20 protein-coding genes and 4 pseudogenes are annotated in these 21,405 nt (G+C 59.6%); 15 read left to right on the top strand and 9 right to left on the bottom strand.

Features of this window, described 5'->3' with window-relative positions; translation table 11 throughout:
* Positions 1-39 precede the first annotated feature (39 nt).
* The 14 genes and pseudogenes from ACZ1G7_RS03640 to ACZ1G7_RS03575 all read left to right on the top strand — a co-directional run bounded on the left by ACZ1G7_RS03640 (position 40) and on the right by ACZ1G7_RS03575 (position 10,715).
* On the top strand, positions 40-642 hold the full coding sequence (locus ACZ1G7_RS03640) for a DUF3305 domain-containing protein (protein WP_472662380.1): 603 nt from the start codon (positions 40-42) through the stop codon (positions 640-642).
* Complete coding sequence (locus ACZ1G7_RS03635; protein ID WP_472662378.1) at positions 639-1,259, top strand: DUF3306 domain-containing protein; 621 nt, start codon at positions 639-641, stop codon at positions 1,257-1,259. Before ACZ1G7_RS03640 ends, ACZ1G7_RS03635 begins: the two co-directional genes overlap by 4 nt.
* Entirely contained in the window at positions 1,256-1,861 is a 606-nt protein-coding gene (locus ACZ1G7_RS03630) for a TorD/DmsD family molecular chaperone (protein WP_472662376.1), read from the top strand. Before ACZ1G7_RS03635 ends, ACZ1G7_RS03630 begins: the two co-directional genes overlap by 4 nt.
* Positions 1,862-1,918: 57 nt before the next feature.
* Positions 1,919-2,107 carry a twin-arginine translocation signal domain-containing protein gene (locus tag ACZ1G7_RS03625; protein WP_472662375.1) on the top strand — a complete coding sequence of 63 codons (189 nt, stop codon included), beginning with the start codon at positions 1,919-1,921 and terminating at the stop codon, positions 2,105-2,107.
* 114 nt (positions 2,108-2,221) lie between these two features.
* Positions 2,222-5,114: pseudogene (locus tag ACZ1G7_RS03620) on the top strand (formate dehydrogenase subunit alpha).
* Positions 5,115-5,126: 12 nt separating this feature from the next.
* Entirely contained in the window at positions 5,127-5,720 is a 594-nt protein-coding gene (fdh3B, locus tag ACZ1G7_RS03615; RefSeq protein WP_472662374.1) for a formate dehydrogenase FDH3 subunit beta, read from the top strand.
* An 83-nt stretch (positions 5,721-5,803) separates the two neighbouring features.
* Entirely contained in the window at positions 5,804-7,000 is a 1,197-nt protein-coding gene (locus tag ACZ1G7_RS03610) for a formate dehydrogenase subunit gamma (RefSeq protein ID WP_472662372.1), read from the top strand.
* Positions 7,001-7,354 (top strand): annotated as a pseudogene (locus ACZ1G7_RS03605) (WD40 repeat domain-containing protein); the annotation flags it as partial.
* Between the two features lie 104 nt (positions 7,355-7,458).
* Positions 7,459-7,506 (top strand): annotated as a pseudogene (locus tag ACZ1G7_RS03600) (hypothetical protein); the annotation flags it as partial.
* A 75-nt stretch (positions 7,507-7,581) separates the two neighbouring features.
* Positions 7,582-8,328 carry a c-type cytochrome gene (locus tag ACZ1G7_RS03595; protein ID WP_472662371.1) on the top strand — a complete coding sequence of 249 codons (747 nt, stop codon included), beginning with the start codon at positions 7,582-7,584 and terminating at the stop codon, positions 8,326-8,328.
* A 1-nt stretch (position 8,329) separates the two neighbouring features.
* Positions 8,330-8,458 carry a hypothetical protein gene (locus tag ACZ1G7_RS03590; RefSeq protein WP_472662370.1) on the top strand — a complete coding sequence of 43 codons (129 nt, stop codon included), beginning with the start codon at positions 8,330-8,332 and terminating at the stop codon, positions 8,456-8,458.
* Between the two features lie 46 nt (positions 8,459-8,504).
* Entirely contained in the window at positions 8,505-9,209 is a 705-nt protein-coding gene (locus ACZ1G7_RS03585; protein ID WP_472662368.1) for an ABC transporter permease, read from the top strand.
* An 88-nt stretch (positions 9,210-9,297) separates the two neighbouring features.
* Complete coding sequence (locus ACZ1G7_RS03580; protein WP_472662366.1) at positions 9,298-9,921, top strand: energy-coupling factor ABC transporter ATP-binding protein; 624 nt, start codon at positions 9,298-9,300, stop codon at positions 9,919-9,921.
* Positions 9,918-10,715: an ABC transporter substrate-binding protein gene (locus tag ACZ1G7_RS03575; protein WP_472662364.1), complete on the top strand. Its 798-nt coding sequence runs from the start codon at positions 9,918-9,920 to the stop codon at positions 10,713-10,715. The genes ACZ1G7_RS03580 and ACZ1G7_RS03575 overlap by 4 nt, the downstream gene beginning before the upstream one ends.
* A 58-nt stretch (positions 10,716-10,773) precedes the next feature.
* Here ACZ1G7_RS03575 and ACZ1G7_RS03570 read toward each other — a convergent pair whose 3' ends face one another.
* The 6 genes and pseudogenes from ACZ1G7_RS03570 to ACZ1G7_RS03545 form a co-directional block, all read right to left on the bottom strand.
* A complete protein-coding gene (locus ACZ1G7_RS03570; RefSeq protein ID WP_472662362.1) occupies positions 10,774-11,769 on the bottom strand; it encodes an ABC transporter substrate-binding protein in 996 nt (331 codons plus the stop codon).
* Between the two features lie 46 nt (positions 11,770-11,815).
* A complete protein-coding gene (locus ACZ1G7_RS03565) occupies positions 11,816-12,658 on the bottom strand; it encodes an ABC transporter permease (RefSeq protein ID WP_472662361.1) in 843 nt (280 codons plus the stop codon).
* The gene (locus tag ACZ1G7_RS03560) at positions 12,655-13,575 is read right to left on the bottom strand and encodes an ABC transporter permease (RefSeq protein ID WP_472662360.1); all 921 of its coding nucleotides are present in this window, start codon (positions 13,573-13,575) and stop codon (positions 12,655-12,657) included. The genes ACZ1G7_RS03565 and ACZ1G7_RS03560 overlap by 4 nt, the downstream gene beginning before the upstream one ends.
* 12 nt (positions 13,576-13,587) lie before the next feature.
* Positions 13,588-14,373 carry an ABC transporter ATP-binding protein gene (locus ACZ1G7_RS03555; protein ID WP_472662358.1) on the bottom strand — a complete coding sequence of 262 codons (786 nt, stop codon included), beginning with the start codon at positions 14,371-14,373 and terminating at the stop codon, positions 13,588-13,590.
* Positions 14,374-14,388: 15 nt separating this feature from the next.
* A pseudogene (gene hydA / locus ACZ1G7_RS03550) lies at positions 14,389-15,842 on the bottom strand (dihydropyrimidinase).
* 59 nt (positions 15,843-15,901) lie between these two features.
* Complete coding sequence (locus tag ACZ1G7_RS03545; RefSeq protein ID WP_472662356.1) at positions 15,902-17,152, bottom strand: Zn-dependent hydrolase; 1,251 nt, start codon at positions 17,150-17,152, stop codon at positions 15,902-15,904.
* Positions 17,153-17,306: 154 nt separating this feature from the next.
* On the opposite strand from ACZ1G7_RS03545, the gene ACZ1G7_RS03540 reads away from it, so the two are divergent.
* Complete coding sequence (locus ACZ1G7_RS03540) at positions 17,307-17,912, top strand: TetR family transcriptional regulator C-terminal domain-containing protein (RefSeq protein ID WP_472662354.1); 606 nt, start codon at positions 17,307-17,309, stop codon at positions 17,910-17,912.
* Between the two features lie 5 nt (positions 17,913-17,917).
* Here the strand turns inward: ACZ1G7_RS03540 and preA are convergent, their stop codons facing one another.
* The 3 genes from preA to ACZ1G7_RS03525 form a co-directional block, all read right to left on the bottom strand.
* Complete coding sequence (gene preA / locus ACZ1G7_RS03535; protein ID WP_472662352.1) at positions 17,918-19,222, bottom strand: NAD-dependent dihydropyrimidine dehydrogenase subunit PreA; 1,305 nt, start codon at positions 19,220-19,222, stop codon at positions 17,918-17,920.
* A gap of 2 nt (positions 19,223-19,224) precedes the next feature.
* Positions 19,225-20,559, bottom strand: coding sequence for an NAD(P)-dependent oxidoreductase (locus ACZ1G7_RS03530; protein WP_472662350.1), 1,335 nt, complete (start codon positions 20,557-20,559; stop codon positions 19,225-19,227).
* Positions 20,560-20,793: 234 nt separating this feature from the next.
* On the bottom strand, positions 20,794-21,375 hold the full coding sequence (locus ACZ1G7_RS03525) for a retropepsin-like aspartic protease family protein (RefSeq protein ID WP_472662348.1): 582 nt from the start codon (positions 21,373-21,375) through the stop codon (positions 20,794-20,796).
* Positions 21,376-21,405 lie beyond the last annotated feature (30 nt).

Raw genomic sequence — 21,405 nt, 5'->3', positions numbered from 1 at the left:
CGCGCGTCGTAAAAACCTCTTTGAGAATTCCCCAGCGTCATGCACGGTATCTCTATTCAGGGAGAAAACCGTCAGGGGACCGTGTCGGAATTTAGCCAAAAGTCGATTTCTATACCTTTGGGGATTGTCATCCGCAAAGTGCCGGGCGTGACGCGCTGGGTCGATCACGTTTGGAAAGCAGTTGCCGTATTGCCGGGCGCCGCAGATGCCTCCTGGAAAGAACTCCGCCGCGACGGCGACGCCGTTGAATTCCATGCCGCCACCTTACCGCTGGAACTGTTTCGCACTGATACCGAAGCCTACCTGCACGGGCTTTCTGCCAAAGTGCCGTCGATCTACGTCGTGATGCGCGAAAGCGAAGGCGAAAACCCGGTTGAGGTGGTTCTGGCCACAGCCTCCCCCTACGAGGCGCAGGATTACGCAGACACAGGTGAGGAACTGGTCGAGAAAGTGCCGATGCCCGAAGGGCTCATCGCCTGGATCCGCGACTACATCACGGTGCACCACGAAGACGAAGTGTTCGTGAAACGCAAACGCAAGAACACCCGCGTCGATCTGAAAGAAGACGGGATCGGCGACGCCCGCATCCGCCAAGCCGCCGACGTCTACCGCGCGCCCTCAACCAAGGAGACAGTGCATTGAGTGGCGAGCAGACCTTCTGGTCCCGCCGAAAGGCGGCCGTGCAAGCAGAGGCTGAGGCCGAACAGACAGCGCTTGAAGCCGAAGCCTTGGCCGAGGAACACGCTGAACTTGAACAGCTCACCGACACGGAGATTTTGGCCCAGCTGGACCTGCCAGACCCTGACACCTTGAAGATGGGCGACGACTTCAAAGCCTTCATGGCGCAGGCCGTGCCAGATCGCATCCGCCGCCGTGCGCTCAGAACGTTGTGGCGGTCGAACCCCGTTTTGGCCAATGTCGATATGCTGGTCGATTATGGCGAAGACTTCACCGACAAGGCGACGGTCGTCGAAAACCTTCAGACCGCCTATCAGGTTGGCAAAGGCATGATGGCGCATGTCGAAGAAATGGCGCGACAGGCCGCGGAAAAGGATAACCCGCCTGAGCCTGAGCCTGAGCCTGAGCCGGAGCTCACCGATAGCGACGAAGAAGACGTCCTTCTCGCCGCCGCTGAGGACGCGACCGAGGACGAACCCCAAGCATTCGAAGAAGACGCGCCCGAAGACGAGGGCGAGGAACTCTATACGCTCCCAACGCCCCGCCGCATGAAATTCCGACGTGAGGAGACCGCCGCATGAGCGCAGCCGAAGACACCAAGGTCGCCTCCGAGGATCGCCTGCGCGCCGACCTGTACAACTTTCTGGGCCTGATGCTGTCCGGTCCGCCCGATCAGGTGCTGCTCGATCAATGCGCCGCGCTGTCGGGCGACGACAGCGATCTGGGCAAGGCCATTGGTGGGCTGTCCCGCGTCGCCAAGGCCACCAAACCCAAGAAAGTCGAAAGCGAATTTAACGCGCTGTTCATCGGGCTCGGGCGCGGCGAATTGTTGCCCTATGCCAGCTATTACCTGACAGGCTTCCTCAACGAAAAGCCTCTGGCCGCGCTGCGCAGCGATATGGCGTCGCGCGGTATGACCCGACCACAAAATGTCTACGAGCCGGAAGACAACATTGCCTCCCTGATGGAGATGATGGGCGGCATGATCGTCGGCCGCTTCGGTGCGCCTGCGACGCTGCAGGATCAAAAGCTGTTCTTTAACAAGCACATCGCCCCTTGGGCGGGACATTTCTATGCCGATCTGGAGGCCGCCAAGAACTCGGTCCTCTATGCCTCGCTCGGCAGCGTCGGCAAGGCATTCATGGAGATTGAGCGCGAGGCGTTCAGAATGACAGCGGGTTAGCGACCCGCGCATAACCGGCGGGGATGCCCGCCATCAACAGGGAAGGGAGACATCCCAATGACCAAGAAAAGCGAAGGCGCCAATCGCCGCGATTTTCTGAAACTGGCCGGAACCACCGCGCCGGTTGCCGCTGTGGCACTCGCCACCGGCACAACAGAGGCTGAGGCACGACCTGCAGACCTTTCGTCCGACAAGATGCAGGACACCGCGCATACGCGCGCCTACCTCGACAGCGCCCGGTTCTAGGACGACGTCAAAGACGGCCCTTAGGCGACTGGTTGCGTGACGCCCGACTGACCTGAGGTTTTTAAAAACCAAGCAAGCAAGGGGATTGCCCCAAGCACGCAAGGGAGGAAAAACATGTTAAGGAAAAAGACCAACGGGGTTGCGCGACGCCCCCAGCGGACCGGTATCCTATCTGATATTGCCGATAAATCTGTAGATCGCCGCTCATTCTTGCGCGGTAGTGGTTTGGCCATTGGGGGCCTTGCCGCAATTTCGGCCACGGGTGGCTCGGTCACTCAGGCGACGGCCCAAACAGCTGCCAATGGCGCGGTTGAACTGGTCAAATCCGTCTGCACACACTGCTCGGTCGGGTGTACCGTCATCGCAGAGGTCAGCAACGGCGTCTGGACGGGGCAGGAGCCCGGCTGGGACAGCCCGTTCAACCTTGGCGCGCATTGCGCGAAAGGCGCTGCGGTGCGTGAGCACGCACATGGCGAACGCCGCCTGAAATACCCGATGAAGAAAGAAGGCGGGGAATGGAAACGCATCAGCTGGGAACAGGCGATCGACGAGATCGGCGACGGCATGATGAACATCCGCGAAGAAAGCGGGCCAGATTCCGTCTACTGGCTGGGCTCCGCCAAGCATAATAACGAGCAGGCCTACCTGTTCCGCAAGTTCGCGGCTTATTGGGGGACGAATAACGTCGACCACCAAGCACGGATTTGTCACTCCACTACGGTGGCCGGTGTAGCAAACACATGGGGCTACGGCGCCATGACAAACAGCTACAACGACATCCACAACTCCAAGGCGATCTTCATCATCGGCGGCAATCCCGCCGAGGCGCACCCTGTTTCCCTGCTGCACCTGTTGCGGGCGAAGGAACAGAACAACGCGCCTGTGATCGTCTGCGACCCACGGTTCACCCGCACGGCGGCCCATGCTGATGAGTATGTGCGTTTCCGTCCCGGTACCGACGTCGCTCTGGTCTGGGGCATCCTGTGGCACATCTTCGACAATGGCTGGGAGGACAAAGAATTCATCCGCACCCGTGTCTGGGGGATGGACCAAATTCAGGAAGAAGTTGCCAAATGGACCCCTGAAGAAGTCGAACGCGTCACTGGCGCACCCGGCTCGCAGCTCAAACGCGTTGCGCGGACCATGGCCAATAACCGCCCCGGCACTGTGATCTGGTGCATGGGTGGCACGCAGCACACCAACGGCAACAACAACACCCGCGCCTACTGTGTGTTGCAGCTGGCGTTGGGCAACATGGGCACAAGCGGGGGTGGCACGAACATCTTCCGTGGCCATGACAACGTGCAAGGCGCTACCGACCTTGGCGTTCTGTCCCACACGCTTCCCGGCTACTACGGTCTGTCAGCCGGTTCATGGGCGCACTGGGCCCGTGTCTGGGGCGAAGATGACGATTGGCTCAAAGGCCAGTTCGCCATGACCAAAGACGCGGACGGGAAGGACAAGTCGCTTCAGCAACTCACCGGGATCCCGGTGTCGCGCTGGATCGACGGTGTGCTTGAAGACCCCGACAACATGGACAACCCCAACAAGGTGCGCGCCATGGTGCTTTGGGGCCATGCGCCGAACTCACAGACCCGGATGAAGGAAATGAAGACCGCGATGGAGCAGCTCGATATGCTGGTCGTCGTGGACCCATATCCAACGGTCTCCGCGGTGCTGCATGACAGAACGGATGGCGTCTACCTGCTGCCGGCCTGTACGCAGTTCGAAACCCGTGGCTCTGTCACGGCGTCGAACCGCTCCTTCCAATGGCGCGACAAAGTTGTCGACCCGCTGTTCGAAAGCTTGCCGGATGAGGTCATCATGGCCAAATTCGCCAACAAGTTCGGCTGGGCAGATCGTCTCTTCCGCAATATCGAGATGGAAGACGCCGAGACGCCGGTTGTTGAAAGCATCACGCGTGAATTCAACAAGGGCATGTGGACGATTGGCTATACGGGTCAGGACCCTGACCGCATCAAGATGCACATGGCCAACCAGCACACGTTTGACCGCACCACGCTGCAAGCGATTGGCGGGCCAGCTGATGGCGACTATTACGGTCTGCCATGGCCGTCCTGGGGCACTGCCGAGATGAAGCACCCCGGTACGCCGAACCTCTATGACATGTCCAAACGTGTCTCTGAGGGGGGCTAACCTTCCGCGCCCGCTTTGGTGTGGAACGTGACGGTGACAATCTGCTGGCCGAAGGCGTCTACAGCTTGGATTCGGATATTCAGGACGGATACCCCGAATTCACCATGCAGATGCTGATGGATCTGGGTTGGGATAGTGAGCTGACGGCGGAAGAACGCGCCGTCATCGACGGCATCGCCGGGCCCAAGACCAACTGGAAAACCGACCTCTCGGGCGGCATCCAGCGGGTCGCCATTGCGCATGAATGTGCGCCGTTTGGCAACGCCAAGGCCCGCGCAGTTGTGTGGACCTTCCCCGATCCGGTGCCGGTCCACCGCGAACCGCTCTACACCAACCGCCGCGATCTTGTGGCCGACTACCCGACATATGAGGACCGGAAGTTCTATCGTCTTCCAACCATGTATGCCTCGATCCAGAAAAACGACTTCTCGAAGGATTATCCAATGATCCTGACATCGGGTCGTCTGGTCGAATACGAGGGGGTGGCGACGAGTCTCGGTCCAACCCGTGGCTGGCCGAGCTGCAGCAGGACATGTTTGTCGAGATCAACACCCGCGACGCCAACAATCTGGGCGTCAGGGACGGCACGCAGGTCTGGGTCGAAGGGCCCGAGGGCGCCAAGGTCAAAGTGATGGCCATGGTGACCGAGCGGGTCGGCGAGGGCGTGGCCTTCATGCCGTTCCACTTCGGCGGGCACATGGAAGGCGTTGATCTAAGGGACAAATACCCCGATGGGGCCGACCCTTATGTGTTGGGCGAAAGCACCAACACCGCGCAAACCTATGGCTACGATTCAGTCACCCAGATGCAAGAGACGAAAGCCACTCTCTGCAAAATCTGGACAGCGTAAGGAGGAAAGATCATGGCAAGAGCAAAGTTTCTCGTCGACGCCGAACGCTGCATTGAATGCAACGCCTGTGTCACCGCCTGTAAGAACGAGCACGAGGTGCCCTGGGGCATCAACCGCCGCAAGGTCGTCACCATCAATGACGGCTCTCCGGGGGAACGCTCCATCTCGGTCGCCTGCATGCATTGCTCGGACGCGCCGTGTATGGCCGTCTGCCCGGTGGATTGCTTCTACCAGAACGACGAAGGGGTGGTGCTCCATTCAAAGGACCTCTGCATTGGCTGTGGCTATTGCTTCTACGCGTGCCCGTTTGGCGCGCCGCAATTCCCGCAAGCGGCCAACTTTGGGTCCCGCGGCAAGATGGACAAATGTACCTTCTGCGCCGGCGGTCCTGAGGAAAACCACTCCACGGCTGAGTTCCAGAAATACGGGCGCAACCGGATCGCGGAAGGCAAGCTGCCCATCTGCGCCGAGATGTGCGCGACCAAGGCGCTTCTGGCAGGCGACGGCGACGTGGTCTCCGGCATCTACCGCGAACGCGTTGTGGCGCGTGGCTTCGGCTCCGGTGCTTGGGGCTGGGGGTCGGCCTACGGTCGCCAAGACGGCTAACCGGCCCGATCTGGCAATGTGAACAGAAAGGGCGATCCAAGCGGGTCGCCCTTTTTCGCCCATCTAAAATCTGAGGATACGACATGCTGCGCACCCTGATTGCTCTGATGCTGACCCTGTCATTCATCTCAACTGCCTCCGCGCAGGAGGCCGAGGCGCCGGATCGCAGCGCAACAGGTGGCGCGCAAACGCTCGAAGACATCATGGCCCGCCAGCGTGGCGAAGAGGTCGACAATTCCTTCCGCAGCGAAGCAACGGGTGATCCGGACAATGCCGCCGGTATCGCGGCGCAGCTGGGCACGCTGGGCGGGGCCTCTGATCCAGAGCTGTGGCGCGCGTTGCGTTTCGGCTCCGCCAAAATCACCGCAACCAATTCCGGGCCCGCCGCGACGACGCTTATTCAGGATGGCGGCATGAAATGGCTGCAGTTCCGCGAAGGGCCGCTGCTTACATATGGCGGCTGGTTGCTGGTGATCACGCTGGGGCTGCTTGCGGCGTTCTTGCTGTTGCGGGGCCGGATCAGGATTGACGGGCAAAAGACAGGTCGCACGATCGAACGCTTCAAAGCGGTAGAACGTTTCGGTCACTGGCTCCTTGCGGGCTCCTTCATTTTGCTGGGGGTCACGGGGCTGGTTTCGTTGTTTGGGCGCAAATTCCTGATCCCGGCCTTTGGTCATGAAACCTTTGCCTTCTTGGCGGTGGGTTCAAAGTGGATCCACAACAACGTCTCATGGGCCTTCATGATCGCGCTGGTGATGATCTTCGTGATGTGGGTGGTGCACAATTTGCCCAGCCGCACTGACATCAACTGGCTTCTCAAAGGCGGTGGCATCTTTGGCGGTGGCCATCCACCCGCAAAGAAATTCAACGCCGGTCAAAAGCTGATCTTCTGGTCCGTCATTGTGCTTGGCACGTCTATATCTGTCTCCGGCCTCGCTTTGATTTTCCCGTTTGAGATCAACCTCTTTGCGCCCACTTTTGCCAAACTCAATAGCATCGGCGTGCCCGGTCTGCTTGGCATCGCCGAGCTTCCAGAGGTCCTCGCGCCGCATGAAGAAATGCAATATTCGCAGCTGTGGCACGCCATTGTCAGCTTCGTTTTGATGGCGATCATCCTCGCGCATATCTATATCGGCTCTGTCGGTATGGAAGGCGCCTATGACGCCATGGGCTCGGGCGAGGTCGAAGAACAATGGGCGCGTGAGCACCATTCGATCTGGGCGGATGAAGAACTGGCCAAGGCCAACAAAGCCCCTGAAAGCGCGACCCCCGCCGAATAGATGTGGCGCGCGCTGGCCATAACATGCGTGATGGCGACCCCGCTGATGGCGCAGGACTTCTTCACGCTCAAAGGCCATGGCGGACCCATCATGGACATTGCCGTCGCCCCAGACGGAACCATCGCAACCGCAAGCTTTGACAACTCCGTGGGGCTTTGGGCCGGTGACACGCCGGTCTGGCGCGACGGCCATGCAGCGGCGGTGAACACTGTAGCTTACTTTGCCGACAACCTGATCGTGTCGGGTGGCGATGACTTCGCCGTCGCTCTCTGGGACGACGCAGGCGGCGCATCCATTCTGGGACGTCATGAGGCGAAGGTAACCTCGCTGGATACATGTCAGAAAGCCGGCAACCTGATTGCCAGCGGAAGCTGGGACGCGACGGTCGCGATCTGGGACATGGGCCGATCTGTCGGTGATGTTCTGGCAGGGTTGGGGGTTGGCCCAAACGACAAACGCTGCGCGGGCATGATCAAGGCATCAACGATGTCGCGTTTTCCCAGGATTGCCAGACGCTTTTCTCTGCTGCCGCCGATGGGACCATCCGGGTTTGGGATCTGGCCTCGGGCAGCGAAGAGCATGTGTTGGTCAAACACGGGTTTGGCGTCAATGAACTGGCGTTGAACGAAGATCAGGGCTGGCTCGCCTATGGCGCCGTCGATGGCGGCACCAGACTGGTTGATCTCGAAACCGGTGATCTGATCGCGGATTTCACGCTTGATCGCCGCCCAATCCTGTCGATGGATTTTCATGCCGAAACACAGCAATTGGCGGTGGGCGACGGCGAAGGTTTCATCATGGTGATCGACACCACGGCGCGCAAAATTGCCCGCGACTTCAGGGCGGCCAAGCGTGGCCCGATCTGGGCGCTTGCCTTTTCGCCCGATGGCCAAAACATCCATGCAGGCGGCATAGAGGACATCATGTATTCATGGCCCGTTGCCACGATGGATGAACACGGGCCAATGGGCGGCACCACGCGCAGCTTTCTGGAAGATCCCAAAACGCTGCCAAATGGTGAACGGCAGTTCAAACGCAAATGCTCCATCTGCCACACGCTCAGCGCGGGCAGTGCCCGCAAGGCCGGGCCAAGCCTGCATCAGCTTTTCGGGCGCTTGGCGGGCACGGTTCCCGACTACGCCTATTCCGAAACGCTGATCCAGTCCGAAATTGTCTGGTCCCCGTCGACGATCAATGCTTTGTTTGACGAGGGGCCGGATCACTATATTCCGGGGACCAAAATGCCTATGCAGCGGATCGTGAAGCAAACGGACCGCGACGACCTGATCGACTATCTACGCGTCGCCACGGCGCAGGGGGAGAAGTGATATGAAAGCCATGCTTGCAGCCTTTGTGGCAATCGCCGTCATAGCGGTCGGGTCGAACATGATCCTCAGCGATGCGGGGTTCTCCAGCAAGGATGCGGCCACCGGACCTGACGTGCGGCTTGATAACTGACTGACGCACCGGACAGGGGCAAGGACAGGGGCAGGGCCGCAGCGATATGAATGACATTTGGGCCGGCATACAGGCGGCATTTCGGCTGATCTTCACGCTGGATGCGGACCTGGTTGAGATCACGTTGCGCTCGCTTCAGGTCAGCCTGACCGCATTGGTGATCGCCTCCGCAATCGCGCTGCCTTTTGGCACCTGGCTGGCCATTCATCGGTTCAAGTTTCGCCGGGCCACAATCGCCACGCTCAATGCAATGATGGGCCTGCCGCCGGTGGTGGTCGGCCTGATCGTCTACCTTTTGTTGTCGCGGGCGGGCCCGTTCGGTGTCCTGGGGCTGCTCTTTACGCCCACGGCGATGATCATCGCACAGGTGATCATTATCACCCCGTTGATCGCGTCGATCACCCATCAGGCCATGCGCGAGCTTTGGGCCGAATATCACGACCTGCTGATTTCGCTCAACACCACCAAGCGGCAGCGCATTGTCGCACTCATCTGGGACGGCAGGCGCACGCTTCTGACCGCCGCCCTCGCAGGCTTTGGCCGCGCCATAGGGGAGGTCGGCGCGATCATGATCGTCGGCGGCAATATTGACCACGCGACCCGGGTGCTGACCACAGCTATCGCGCTGGAAACCGGCAAGGGCGACTTCGCCCTCGCGCTGGGCTTGGGCTTCGTGCTGATCGCGCTCGCGCTGCTGGTCAATTACGCCATCCACACCCTGTCACGCACAGAGCGGGAGGGGACATGGTAAGCCCCCGGAAATATCGGTCGCCCTCAAGGACGTCGCGGTCAAGCGGCGCGGCAAGGCCGTGCTGGGGCCGCTCAATCTGAGCTTGCAGATGGCGGGTTTCGCCATCGTGCTTGGCCCCAATGGCGCGGGCAAAACCACGCTGCTGAAGGTGTTGCACGGGGTCGAGCGGGTCTCCTCCGGCAAGGTGGATTGGTCGATGACCGCCGCTGAGGCGCGTCAGGCGCAGGCCTATGTGTTCCAAAGCCCGATCATGCTGCGCCGGTCGGTGCGCCAGAATCTGGCCTATCCGTTGCAGCTTTTGGGCCATGACAAGGCCGATATCGCCGCGCGGGTCGCGGATTGGGCGGCGCGCATCGGGCTGCAGGACGCCCTTGATCGCCCCGCGCCACGCCTGTCAGGCGGAGAGCGCCAAAAGCTGGCGCTGGGCCGCGCCCTGATCCGCCAGCCGCAGGTTCTGTTTCTGGACGAGCCTTGCGCAAATCTCGATGGCCGCTCGACGCGCGAAATAGAAGCCTTGTTGATCGATGCCAGCCAATCTGGCACCAGAATACTCATGACAACACACGATCTGGGACAGGCCAAACGCCTCGCATCCGACGTGGTGTTCCTGCTCAACGGCTCCGTGCTGGAACAGGGCGCGGCGGCGGATTTCTTCGCGCGCCCGGCAACGCCTCAGGCGCAGGCCTTCCTGAAAGGGGATATCGTCGAATGATCCGCGTTCTTCTGGCCTTGCTGGCGCTGTCAGGCGCCGCCGCGCAGGCCGAAACGATGAAGTTGGCCGTCACGACTAGTTTCCACAATTCAGGCCTATCGGATGTTTTGCTGCCCGTGATCAAGCGCGACACCGGGCTCGACGTGCAGCTGCTGGTCGTTGGCACGGGGCAGGCGCTGCGGCTGGGGCAGGCCGGTGATGTCGACGCGATTTTGGTCCATTCCAAAGTTGCGGAACAGGCCTTCGTGGCCGCAGGTCACGCGACCCATCGCCGCGAAATCATGTATAATGATTTCGTCTTCATCGGCCCCATCGCCGACCCTGCGCGGGTGATGGACGCAAAGACCGCAAGCGGCGCGTTGCAACGCATCGCCAAGCGTCAGCCACCCTATGTCAGCAGGGGTGATGACAGCGGCACGCATAAGAAAGAACGCGCCCTGTGGGAGGCCGCAGGCCTCGATCCGGCGGGGTTTGGTGCGTGGTACAAAGCCGTCGGCTCAGGCATGGGCGCAAGCCTGAACATAGCCGCCGGTCTTGAGGCCTATATCATGTCCGACCGCGCAAGCTGGCTGAATTTTGGCAACAAAGGCGGCTTGGCGCTGCTCTTTGCCGGTGATCCGGATTTGTTCAATCAATACGCCTATTTGCCGGTCAATCCTGCGCGTCACACGCATATCCGCTCAGATGCGGCGCAGCTGCTCGAAACATGGCTGACCTCGCCCACGGCGCAGCAGTTGATTGATGGCTATCAGATCAATGGCGAAACGCTGTTTGTGTTCAACGCAACACCCTAAAAACGCGTATGGCGCGGGGCCCACGCGCCCCAAATACGGGGCGCATGGGCTGTGTCGTTTACTTCAGCGCTTCATCGGTGATCGCATGTGTCCAGGCGCCGGTTGGGGGCGCCGAAATCACAGGGTCGGACCCGCCAGCCAGCAATGTAGCGACGGTGCGCTCATAATCAGCCGGATCAAGCGCGCCGTTTGAACCTGCGGTCAGCTTGGCAATCTCACCCATCATGCGGACTTGGGCGGCCTCAGTTTGCGCACCTGTTTCATCATTGTCCAAGACGATGCCTGCGGCCTCTTCCGGGTTGGCCTCAGCGTATTTCCAGCCTTCCATCGAAGCGCGCACGAAGCGCACCATTTTGTCAACAAAGACCGGGTCTTCAAGCTTCTCTTCAAGCACGTAAATGCCGTCTTCCAGTGTCGCCACGCCTTGCTGTTCATATTTGAAGGTGACCAATTCGTCAGGGTTCACACCAGCATCAAGGACCTGACCGTATTCGTTATAGGTCATTGTCGAAATGCAATCCGCTTCGCGGTTCAAAAGCGGGTCCACGTTGAAACCTTGCTTCAAAACGGTCACGCCGTCATCGCCGCCATCCGTCGAAATGCCCTCTTGCGACATCCATGACAGGAACGGGTACTCATTGCCAAAGAACCAAACGCCGATGGTCTTGCCCTTGAAATCAGCGACCGAGGTAATGCCGGTGTCCTTCCAGCATGTCAGCATCAGGCCAGATGTTTTGAACGGCTGCGCGATGTTGACCACGGGCAAGCCTTTTTCACGTGCAGCCAAGGCCGACGGCATCCAGTTCAGCATCGCATCTGCGCCGCCACCTGCCAAAACCTGCGGGGGCGCAATGTCGGGGCCGCCTGCCAGAATGCTCACGTTCAGGTTTTCCGCCTCATAGAACCCCTTGTCGAGCGCAACATAGTAGCCCGCAAATTGTGCTTGTGTGACCCATTGCAACTGAAGTGTTACATCATTGGCATGGCCATCTGCATAGGCTGCCGTACTGCCAAACGCTGCGGTGAGTGTCGCCGCGATCATAGTCTTTTTCATGTTTTTTCTCCGTGTTAAGTGAATGCGCCTTTTCGACGTCGTTTTTCTACCGCTGTGACGGATGCCAGAAGGTCACCCGCTTTTCGATCAGTGTGATCGCCCCATAAAACCCACTGCCCGCTAAGGCAGCTATGACAATCTCGGCCCAGACCATGTCCAGCGCAAGTTGCCCAAAGCTGGTTGAGATCCGAAACCCCATTCCAACCGTTGGCGAGCCGAAAAATTCAGCAACAATCGCGCCGATCAGCGCAAGTGTCGTCGCAATTTTAAGCCCGTTGAAGATGAACGGCATTGCGGCGGGAAGCCTCAGCTTGAACAGCGTTGGCCAGTACCCCGCGCCATAGGTGCGCATCAGGTCGCGCTGAATTGTGCTTGTGTCCTTAAGCCCCGCAACCGTGTTCACAAGGATTGGGAAGAACACCATGACGGCGACGACCGCCGCCTTGGATTCCCAGTCGCTGCCCAGCCATTTCACAAAGATCGGCGCCGTGCCGACAATCGGCAAGGCCGCGAAAAAACCGCCAACCGGCAGAATGCCCCGGGTCAGGAAGTCCGACCGATCCGCCAGGATTGCGACCCCGAACGCGGCCAGCCCTCCCAGCACATAGCCCGTCATCGCGCCTTTGAAGATCGTTTGTTGGAAATCCGCCCACAAGCGCGGCCCTTCCATCATCATGCGCGCCCAGATGGATGAAGGTGCCGGCAGGATCACAGGGTTGATCTCAAACGCCCAGACCAAAAGCTCCCAGACGATGATGATGGTGATCCCGAAAATCGCCGGGATCAGCACGCGCATAAAAGGGTGGTCCGAGCGCGGACCATTGGCCAGCCGCACATTCAGCCACCACCCGGCGCCCCAGACGCATAATGCTCCAAACGCCGCGGTCATGATGCGCTCATCCCCATGCGTTTCAGGGTGATCCGCTGCAAGATGCTGAACAGCCCAACCAGAGCCGCAGCGGTAATGGCGGCGCCAAACAGCGCGGCCCAAGAGACCAGAGGTTGCCCATATTGATCCCCCACCAGCATCCGCGCGCCAAACCCAGCCCGCGCGCCCGTCGGCAATTCCGACACGATGGTGCCCACCAGTGACGCCGCAATCCCGATCTTGAGCGAGGCGAACAGATACGGCGTCGACGCGGGCAGCCGCAGCGCCCAAAAGCCTTGCGCCTTTGACGCGCAATAGGTGCGCAGCAGGTCTAGCTGCATGCTGTCGGGGCTGCGCAACCCTTTGACCATGCCCACCACGACCGGGAAGAAGGACAGGTAGGCTGCAATGATGGATTTGGGCAAAAGCCCCTGAATGCCCATCGACCCCAGCACCACAATCACCATCGGCGCCAAAGCAAGGATCGGGATGGTCTGGCTGACAATCGCCCAGGGCATCACCGACAGGTCCATGACGCGGCTATACACAATGCCAACCGCCAGAATGATCCCAAGGCCGGTGCCAATCACAAACCCCAGCAGCGTCGGCGCCAGCGTCACCCATCCATGATACAGCAAGCTGCGCCGCGAGGTGATCTTTTGCCCAAACACCGACTTGCTCATCTCTGCCGCGACCTGATGCGGGGAGGGCAGGTTCGGCCGCACAAACGTATAGGTCAGCGGGATCAGATGCGGGTTGCGCGCCGCCAAACCAAGCCCTGACACTTCCTGACGCGCGCTTGGCGTGTCGGGCGCAACGCTGATCTGGTCGCGCTGGGCTTGGTCGGCCACAAGATGGATGTTCATCGGCACGACGCTGGCAACCCAAAACGCAAGGATCGCGGCCACCACGCTCAGGACCGGCAGGACAGACCTCATATCACGGCGCCCCTACAGGTCATCGGCATGCCCCGCGCGCAGCCCGTCGCGGACCCGGTGGGCAATCGCGATAAATTCCGCGCTGTCGCGAATGTCCAGCGGGCGGTCGCGCGGCAGCGGGCTTTCGATCACGTCCGAAATGCGCCCCGGGCGCGGGGACATCACGACAATCTTGGTCGACAGATACACCGCCTCCGGGATCGAATGGGTCACAAAGGCGATGGTTTTCTCGGTCCGCGCCCAGAGCTGCAACAGCTGCTCATTCAGGTGGTCGCGCACGATCTCGTCCAGCGCGCCAAACGGTTCGTCCATCAGCAAGATATCGGCGTCAAAGGCCAAAGCCCGCGCGATGGAGGCGCGTTGCTGCATGCCGCCCGACAATTGCCACGGGAATTTCTTGTCAAACCCCGCCAGGTCAACCAGTTCCAGCACGCGGGCGACGCGGCTTTCTTGCTCGGCCTTTGAATATTTCATGATCTCAAGCGGCAGCTTGATATTTCCGGCAATCGTGCGCCACGGGTACAGGCCCGCGGCCTGAAACACGTAGCCGTAAGACCGTGCTTGGCGGGCCTCGTCGGGGGTCATGCCGTTGACCGAAATCGTGCCCGATGTCGGTGTCTCCAGGCCCGCGATGCAGCGCAGAAACGTGGTCTTGCCGCAGCCCGAAGGCCCGATGAAGCTGACGAAATCGCCTTTGGCGACGTCAAGATTTACGTCTTTGAGCGCATGCACAGGCCCGTCGTTGGTCTGAAACGTCAGGTCCAGATCTCGGGCCGCAATTACGGGGGTATCAGTCACGTAAGTCTACCGTCCCTAAACGCCGGTGGCCGGGATGCCGGTGCGTTCCACGGGGCGCGGTGCCGTCAGCTCTTTCCACGATGACAGGGCTTTGTTGGTCGCGGTGTTTGCCTCGCGCTTGATGAATTTGCCATGGCCTTCCTGCGTGCGGATTTCGCCGTCATGCACCGCGACTTGCCCGCGCGTCAGCGTGAAGCGCGGCAGGCCTTTGACCTCTTTGCCTTCAAACACATTGTAATCAATCGCAGATTGCTGATCGCTGGCCGTGATGGTTTTCGACTTCTCTGGATCCCACACAATAAGATCTGCGTCGGCGCCCACCAGAACCGCACCTTTCTGCGGGTAGCAATTGAGGATCTTTGCGATGTTGGTCGACGTGACGGCCACGAATTCATTCATCGTCAGCCGCCCCGTGGTGACGCCATGGGTCCACAGCATCGGCATGCGGTCTTCAAGCCCGCCCGTGCCGTTGGGGATCTTGGTGAAATCACCCACGCCGTAGCGCTTCTGCTCCGTCGTAAAGGCGCAATGGTCTGTGGCCACGACTGACAAGGTGCCCGATTGAAGGCCCGCCCAAAGGCTGTCTTGATGTTGTTTGTTGCGGAAGGGGGCGACATCACCCGGCGCGCGGCGTGGTCCCAGTCTTTGTTGAAATACTCGGATTCGTCCAAGGTCAGATGCTGGATCAGCGGCTCCCCCCAGACGCGTTTTCCCTGCATCTTTGCGCGCCGGATCGCCTCATGCGCCTCTTCGCAAGATGTGTGAACCACATAAAGCGGCACACCGGCCATATCAGCGATCATGATCGCGCGGTTCGTGGCCTCACCCTCTACCTGCGATGGGCGGGAATAGGCATGTGCTTCCGGCCCGGTATTGCCCTCGGCCAACAGCTTCGCGCTCAGCTCAGCAACAACATCGCCGTTTTCTGCGTGCACCATCGCTATGCCGCCCAATTCGCCGATGCGCCCGAAGGAGGCATAGAGCTCGTCATCATTGACCATCAACGCGCCTTTATAGGCCAGAAAGTGCTTGAACGTCGTGATCCCGCGATCCTTGATCACCGTCTCAATGTCATCAAAAACCTTCTCTCCCCACCAGGTCACAGCCATATGGAAGGAATAGTCGCAATTGGCGCGGGTCGATTTGTTGTCCCACATTTGCAGCGCGTCATGCAGACCTTGCCCGGGGGAGGGCAGGGCGAAATCCACCACCATCGTGGTGCCGCCCGCCAAAGCCGCGCGGGTGCCGCTTTCGAAATCATCGCTGGAATAGGTGCCCATAAACGGCATCTCAAGATGGGTATGGGGGTCAATGCCGCCGGGCATGACATAACATCCCGTCGCATCAAGCTGCTCATCCCCGCTCAGGTTCGGCCCGATCTCGATGATCTTGCTATCCTCGATCAGCACATCGGCTTTATAGGTCAGGTCTGCGGTGACAATTGTCCCGTTCTTGATGACTTTGCTCATAGTCTTTGCTCCCTATTGGCCAGCATGCATGGCCTCGTTTTTATGTGCTCAACAGCCGCTCACCCGACGATCTCGGCAGTCTCGACAACAGCGTGAAACAGCACATCTGTGCCCGCCGTGGCCCATTCGGGCGAAATCTCTTCGGCTTCATTATGGCTCAACCCGTCCACGCAAGGGCACATCACCATTGCGGTCGGATAGAGGTCGTTGATCCAGCAGGCATCATGACCGGCCCCGGACACGATATCCATATGGCTGTAGCCCAGCCGTTCCGCCGCATCGCGCACAGCTTTGACGCAGCCCTCATCGAATGCAGGCGGGTCAAACTGCCCCACAATCTCGCAGGAAAAATCGACGCCGATATCCGCGCAAAGCATCGGCGCGCGGTCATTGAATTCTGCAACCATCGCATTCAGCTTATCCAGCAAATGCGTGCGCATATCGACGGTGAAGACCACCTTGCCGGGGATGATGTTGCGCGAATTGGGATAGACATCGATATGGCCGATAGCACCAACCGCATTGGGTTGGTTTTTCATCGCGATCTCATGCACCAGCTCCGTCACCAGCGCCAAGCCGCGGCCTGCGTTTTTGCGCATATGCATCGGTGTCGAGCCGGTGTGGCTTTCCTTGCCCGTCACCGTGCATTCAATCCAGCGCAGCCCTTGCCCATGCGTGACCACGCCAATGTCTTTGCTTTCCGCCTCTAGAATGGGGCCTTGCTCGATATGCAGCTCGAAAAAGGCGTGCATTTTCCGGTCGCCAACTTTTTCGGGGCCTTTCCAGCCGATCCGTTCCAGCTCGTCGCCAAAGCGCTTGCCGTCGGCATCGACGCGGTCATTCGCCCAGTCCAGGCTGTGCTTGCCCGCAAAAACGCCCGAGGCCAGCATCGCGGGGGCATAGCGCGTGCCCTCTTCATTGGTCCAGTTTGTCACCACAATCGGATGCTTCGTCTGGATATCCAGATCATTCAGCGTGCGCAAAATCTCGAGCCCGCCCAAAACGCCCAGCACGCCGTCATACTTGCCGCCCGTCGGCTGCGTATCCAGATGCGAACCCACATAGACGGGCAGGGCGTCCGGATCAGCCCCCTCGCGGCGCGCAAACATATTGCCAATCTCGTCAACGCCCATGGTGCAGCCAGCCTCTTCGCACCAAGTCTGAAACAGGTGCCGCCCCTCGCTGTCCTCGTCGGTCAGGGTCTGCCGGTTGTTGCCGCCCGACACGCCGGGGCCGATCTTGGCCATCTCCATCAGGCTGTCCCACAGCCGCTCACCGTTGATTTTCAGATTCTCGCCGATGGCAGGCATTGCGTGTCCCCTTCTCGCACGTGGTCACCGTATTTTTTGACCAACTGGTAAAATGAGGCTATCAGAGGCCCGTTGGCAGTCAAGAACATTGCATGCCGTGCCCAGAAAAAGGGGCTATACGTGTATTTTCACGTCCCAGGAAAGACCCGCCAAAATGCAAAAACCTGAATCCCGCATCCAAAAGAAAAATCAGGCCGCCATCTTGGCCGCCGGGTTGCAGGTCTTTTCGCAATTCGGGTTTCGCGGCACGACCCTTGACCAGATCGCTGAGGCGGCGGGCCTGTCCAAGCCTAATCTGCTGTATTATTTCGCGTCGAAGGAGGCGATCTACACCACCCTGTTGGCGCGCCTTTTGGACGATTGGATGAAGCCGGTCTACGAGATCAACCCGGCCGGAAACCCGGTCGAGGAGATCCTCAAATATGCCAAGCTCAAGCTGGAAATGAGCAGGCTCTACCCTGCCGAAAGCCGCCTTTTCGCCAATGAAATCATCCAGGGCGCGCCGCGCATCGGGGAGGTCTTGTCGGGGGAGCTGCACGACACGATGAAAAGCCTGTCCAAGCTGGTGAACGGCTGGGTCAAGCAAGGCAAAATCCAGCCCGTCCACCCGCTCCATTTGTTTTTCTCCATCTGGTCATTGACCCAGCACTATGCCGATTTTGACATACAGGTCCGCGCCGTCTTGGGCGACGAGGACCCGTTTCCCGGCGCGGAGGCCCATCTCGAAGCCATGATCCGCCGCATGCTCACCCCGCTTTAGCGCGCCTATTCGGCGGCTGTCGCAGACGGGTTGTTGGGGTGGGTGGTCCAGTTGGCGTAAGCCTCCTGCACAACCTTACCGGTGCGCGCGTCGGTGGTTCCGGCGGCTTGCTCGACCATCGTGATGCAGCCCTCAACGGGGCAGACCTCGACGCAGAGGTTGCAGGCCACGCATTCCGCCTCAATCACGCTGAAGGTCCGATCCGCAGACATCGCAATGGCCTGATGGGAGGTATCTTCGCACGCTGCATAACAGCGGCCACAGCTGATGCAGTCACTTTGATTGATCGAGGCTTTGGCGATGTAATTCAGGTCAAGATATTGCCAATCAACGACATTGGGCACCGCCTGGCCGATGAAGTCGTCAATCGATCTGTGGCCTTTCTCATCCATCCATTGCGACAGGCCGCTGATCATCTCTTGCACAATCTTGAAGCCATAGGTCATCGCTGCGGTGCAGACCTGCACATTGCCGCAGCCCAGCGAGATATATTCAGCCGCGTCGCGCCATGTCGTGATCCCGCCAATGCCCGAAATCGGCAGGTTGGCGGTTTCAGGCGATCTTGCGATCTCCGCCACCATATTCATCGCAATCGGTTTGACCGCCGGGCCGCAATAGCCGCCATGCGATCCTTTGCCGCCAATGCTTGGCATCGGCGACATCTGATCAAGGTCGACGGAGACAATCGAATTGATCGTGTTGATCAAGGACACCGCATCGGCGCCGCCGCGTAGTGCCGCCGCTGCCGGCTGTCGAATGTCGGTGATATTCGGGGTCAGTTTCACGATAACCGGCTTGGAATAATACTGTTTGCACCAGCGGGTCACCATTTCGATATATTCGGGCACTTGGCCGACAGCCGATCCCATACCGCGTTCGGCCATCCCGTGCGGGCAGCCAAAATTCAGCTCAATACCATCTGCGCCCGTGTCCTCGACCAAGGGCAAAATCGCCTTCCAGGCCTCTTCTTCGCAGGGCACCATGATCGACACGATCATCGCCCGGTCAGGGTAGTCCGCCTTGACGCGTTTGATTTCCTCAAGGTTGGTGTAGAGGTCGCGATCCGTGATCAATTCAATATTGTTCAGCCCCAGCACTCGGCGATCCGCCCCGTGCACTGCGCCGTAACGCGGTCCGTTGACGTTGACGACCGGCGGGCCTTCGGCTCCAAGCGTTTTCCAGACAACGCCGCCCCATCCGGCCTCAAACGCGCGCCGTACATTGTATTCCTTATCTGTTGGCGGGGCCGAGGCCAGCCAGAATGGGTTGGGGCTTTTGATGCCTAAAAAGTCAGTTGTCAGATCAGCCATAACTATGCCTCTCCTGTCAGGGTTGCATGAATGTTCATGGCCGCGTCGCGACCTTCGGCGACGGCTGTCACGGTCAGGTCATCGCCGCCTGACGCGCAATCGCCGCCCGCCCAGACGCCTTCTCGGCTGGTGCGGCCCATCTCATCGACCGCGATCTTGCGACCGTCCAGCGCCAGCCCGCCATCTGTCGTCAAAACCTGTCCGATGGCCCGGAATATCTGGTTGGCGGGCAGGCGGATCGTCTCGCCGGTGCCGGTCAGTTTTCCGTCAACGACGTCCGTGTATTCCAGTTCAATCTCCGCTGCCGCCCCGTTGCCATGCACGGCCTGGGGCATCACGTTACACATCAGTTTCACGCCATGCGATGCGGCTAGGTCTTGTTCATAGCGGCTTGCGCCCATGGCCTCGCGGCCTCGGCGGTAGGCGATGGTTACTTGTTCGGCGCCTAGCAGTTTCGATTGCACGGCCGCATCAACTGCCGTCATGCCGCCACCGATCACCACGACATTGCGCCCGACCGGAAGCTGCGTCAGGTCAGAGGCCTGTCGCAGATCCTCAATAAAGCTCACCGCATCCGCGACACCGTCCAGATCTCCGCCCGTGACACCCATCGCATTCACGCCGCCAAGACCAACGCCCAGAAACACTGCGTCAAAATCCTGCGCCAGATCATCAAGTTGCAGCGTCTCGCCCAGCGCCTTGCCGGTTTCCATCGTGATCCCGCCAATTGCCATCAGCCAGTCAATCTCGCGGGCAGCAAAATCATCGGTCGATTTATAGGCGGCAATGCCATATTCATTCAGCCCGCCAGCTTTTGGGCGTGCATCATAGATCACCACATCATGGCCCAACATCGCCAGCCTATGCGCACAAGACAGCCCCGCCGGTCCCGCACCCACAACCGCGACACGTTTGCCGCTCGCCGCTGCGCGCGAAAACGGATGCGCGCCGGATGCAATCAGCGTATCGGTGGCGTAGCGCTGAAGGCGGCCAATCTCGACCGGTTTGCCCTCGGCCAATTCGCGCACACATGCCTGTTCGCATAAATCCTCAGTTGGACAGACGCGGGCGCACATGCCGCCCAGAATGTTCATATCCAAGATCGTCTTGGCCGCGGCCTCCGGCGTATCCGTGCTGATCTGACGAATGAACATCGGAATGTCGATGTCGGTCGGGCAGGCGGTCACGCAAGGCGCATCATAGCAGAAATAGCACCGATCCGCCGCGACAGAGGCCTCATGCGGGGCAAGCGGTGCATGCAAATCAGCAAAATTTGTTTCGATATCCTCGGCACTGAGCCTCGCCGCAGCAAGGCCGGGTGTGAATGGACTGTTCATGACGTCTCCGAACCAGAATGTTTCAAATATCTTGGCACAGAAAATTATTTTATCAAATGGTAAAATTTTTTATCGCAAACAGGCGCAGTCCGGTGGTTAATATCAGTGTGACCGGCAGGGGCAGCGCCCCCGTTCCCGTGGGCTGCGCGGGAGAGATTAATGTCAGGTTAAAAATTTTTAGGAATAGTTTGTAATCAGAGACTTACAAGATTCCCCGCATGCGGGGCAGCAGTTTTATCGCTGCAAAATCAGCCGATCGCCCCGGATTTCGATGCTTTGAAACCGCTCAAGATAGCTCATCCCCAGCAACGAGCCGAACAGCTCACCCTCATTCACGGAGGCCCGAACCGTCCCCTCTTCAATATCCCCGATACTGACATCGCTCAGCCGAACCTGAGCCGTCCGAACCATCCCATTCGCCGTCATCGCGCGCCCCCCGAAGAACAGGCTTTCGGGATCAATCCCCACCCGCGCCGCATCTTCCTTGCTCAGCACAACATCGCTGGCCCCGGTATCAACGATGAATTCAATCGGCACGTCACCCACATCCAAAGTCAGGTAGAAATGCCCGTCCGGCCGCCGCGGCGCCTCGATCCGCCCCGCCTCTGAATTCACCGTCTGGCGCGACATGACCGTGTTTTCGACATCCGACCACAGCCCATACGCCACGATCACGCCCACGAAGATAAACAGCCAAAGCATCGCCGCGCGGGCTTTCTCGCCGATATTCTGGCGACCCGACAGAAAGAAGTACCCACCGATCACACACAGAAGGAGCACCAGATAGATCAATTGTCCGATATCGTCGCCGGTCATAACAGGCCTCCTGATCTCCCATATAGGTGC

The organism is Litoreibacter sp. JB4-2 (genome assembly GCF_055693445.1).
Note: the sequence above shows the minus strand (reverse complement) of the source record. Positions and strands in the feature narration are given on the sequence as shown.

What these genes read in the sequence shown, in the direction of transcription:
- ACZ1G7_RS03565 (WP_472662361.1), bottom strand. Translation starts at nt 12,658, where the DNA reads ATGACCGCGGCGTTTGGAGCATTATGCGTCTGGGGCGCCGGGTGGTGG.
- ACZ1G7_RS03590 (WP_472662370.1), top strand. Translation starts at nt 8,330, where the DNA reads ATGAAAGCCATGCTTGCAGCCTTTGTGGCAATCGCCGTCATAGCGGTC.
- ACZ1G7_RS03625 (WP_472662375.1), top strand. Translation starts at nt 1,919, where the DNA reads ATGACCAAGAAAAGCGAAGGCGCCAATCGCCGCGATTTTCTGAAACTG.
- ACZ1G7_RS03570 (WP_472662362.1), bottom strand. Translation starts at nt 11,769, where the DNA reads ATGAAAAAGACTATGATCGCGGCGACACTCACCGCAGCGTTTGGCAGT.
- ACZ1G7_RS03585 (WP_472662368.1), top strand. Translation starts at nt 8,505, where the DNA reads ATGAATGACATTTGGGCCGGCATACAGGCGGCATTTCGGCTGATCTTC.
- ACZ1G7_RS03630 (WP_472662376.1), top strand. Translation starts at nt 1,256, where the DNA reads ATGAGCGCAGCCGAAGACACCAAGGTCGCCTCCGAGGATCGCCTGCGC.
- ACZ1G7_RS03560 (WP_472662360.1), bottom strand. Translation starts at nt 13,575, where the DNA reads ATGAGGTCTGTCCTGCCGGTCCTGAGCGTGGTGGCCGCGATCCTTGCG.
- ACZ1G7_RS03610 (WP_472662372.1), top strand. Translation starts at nt 5,804, where the DNA reads ATGCTGCGCACCCTGATTGCTCTGATGCTGACCCTGTCATTCATCTCA.
- ACZ1G7_RS03575 (WP_472662364.1), top strand. Translation starts at nt 9,918, where the DNA reads ATGATCCGCGTTCTTCTGGCCTTGCTGGCGCTGTCAGGCGCCGCCGCG.
- ACZ1G7_RS03530 (WP_472662350.1), bottom strand. Translation starts at nt 20,559, where the DNA reads ATGAACAGTCCATTCACACCCGGCCTTGCTGCGGCGAGGCTCAGTGCC.
- ACZ1G7_RS03525 (WP_472662348.1), bottom strand. Translation starts at nt 21,375, where the DNA reads ATGACCGGCGACGATATCGGACAATTGATCTATCTGGTGCTCCTTCTG.
- ACZ1G7_RS03545 (WP_472662356.1), bottom strand. Translation starts at nt 17,152, where the DNA reads ATGCCTGCCATCGGCGAGAATCTGAAAATCAACGGTGAGCGGCTGTGG.
- fdh3B (WP_472662374.1), top strand. Translation starts at nt 5,127, where the DNA reads ATGGCAAGAGCAAAGTTTCTCGTCGACGCCGAACGCTGCATTGAATGC.
- ACZ1G7_RS03640 (WP_472662380.1), top strand. Translation starts at nt 40, where the DNA reads ATGCACGGTATCTCTATTCAGGGAGAAAACCGTCAGGGGACCGTGTCG.
- ACZ1G7_RS03580 (WP_472662366.1), top strand. Translation starts at nt 9,298, where the DNA reads ATGGCGGGTTTCGCCATCGTGCTTGGCCCCAATGGCGCGGGCAAAACC.
- ACZ1G7_RS03540 (WP_472662354.1), top strand. Translation starts at nt 17,307, where the DNA reads ATGCAAAAACCTGAATCCCGCATCCAAAAGAAAAATCAGGCCGCCATC.
- preA (WP_472662352.1), bottom strand. Translation starts at nt 19,222, where the DNA reads ATGGCTGATCTGACAACTGACTTTTTAGGCATCAAAAGCCCCAACCCA.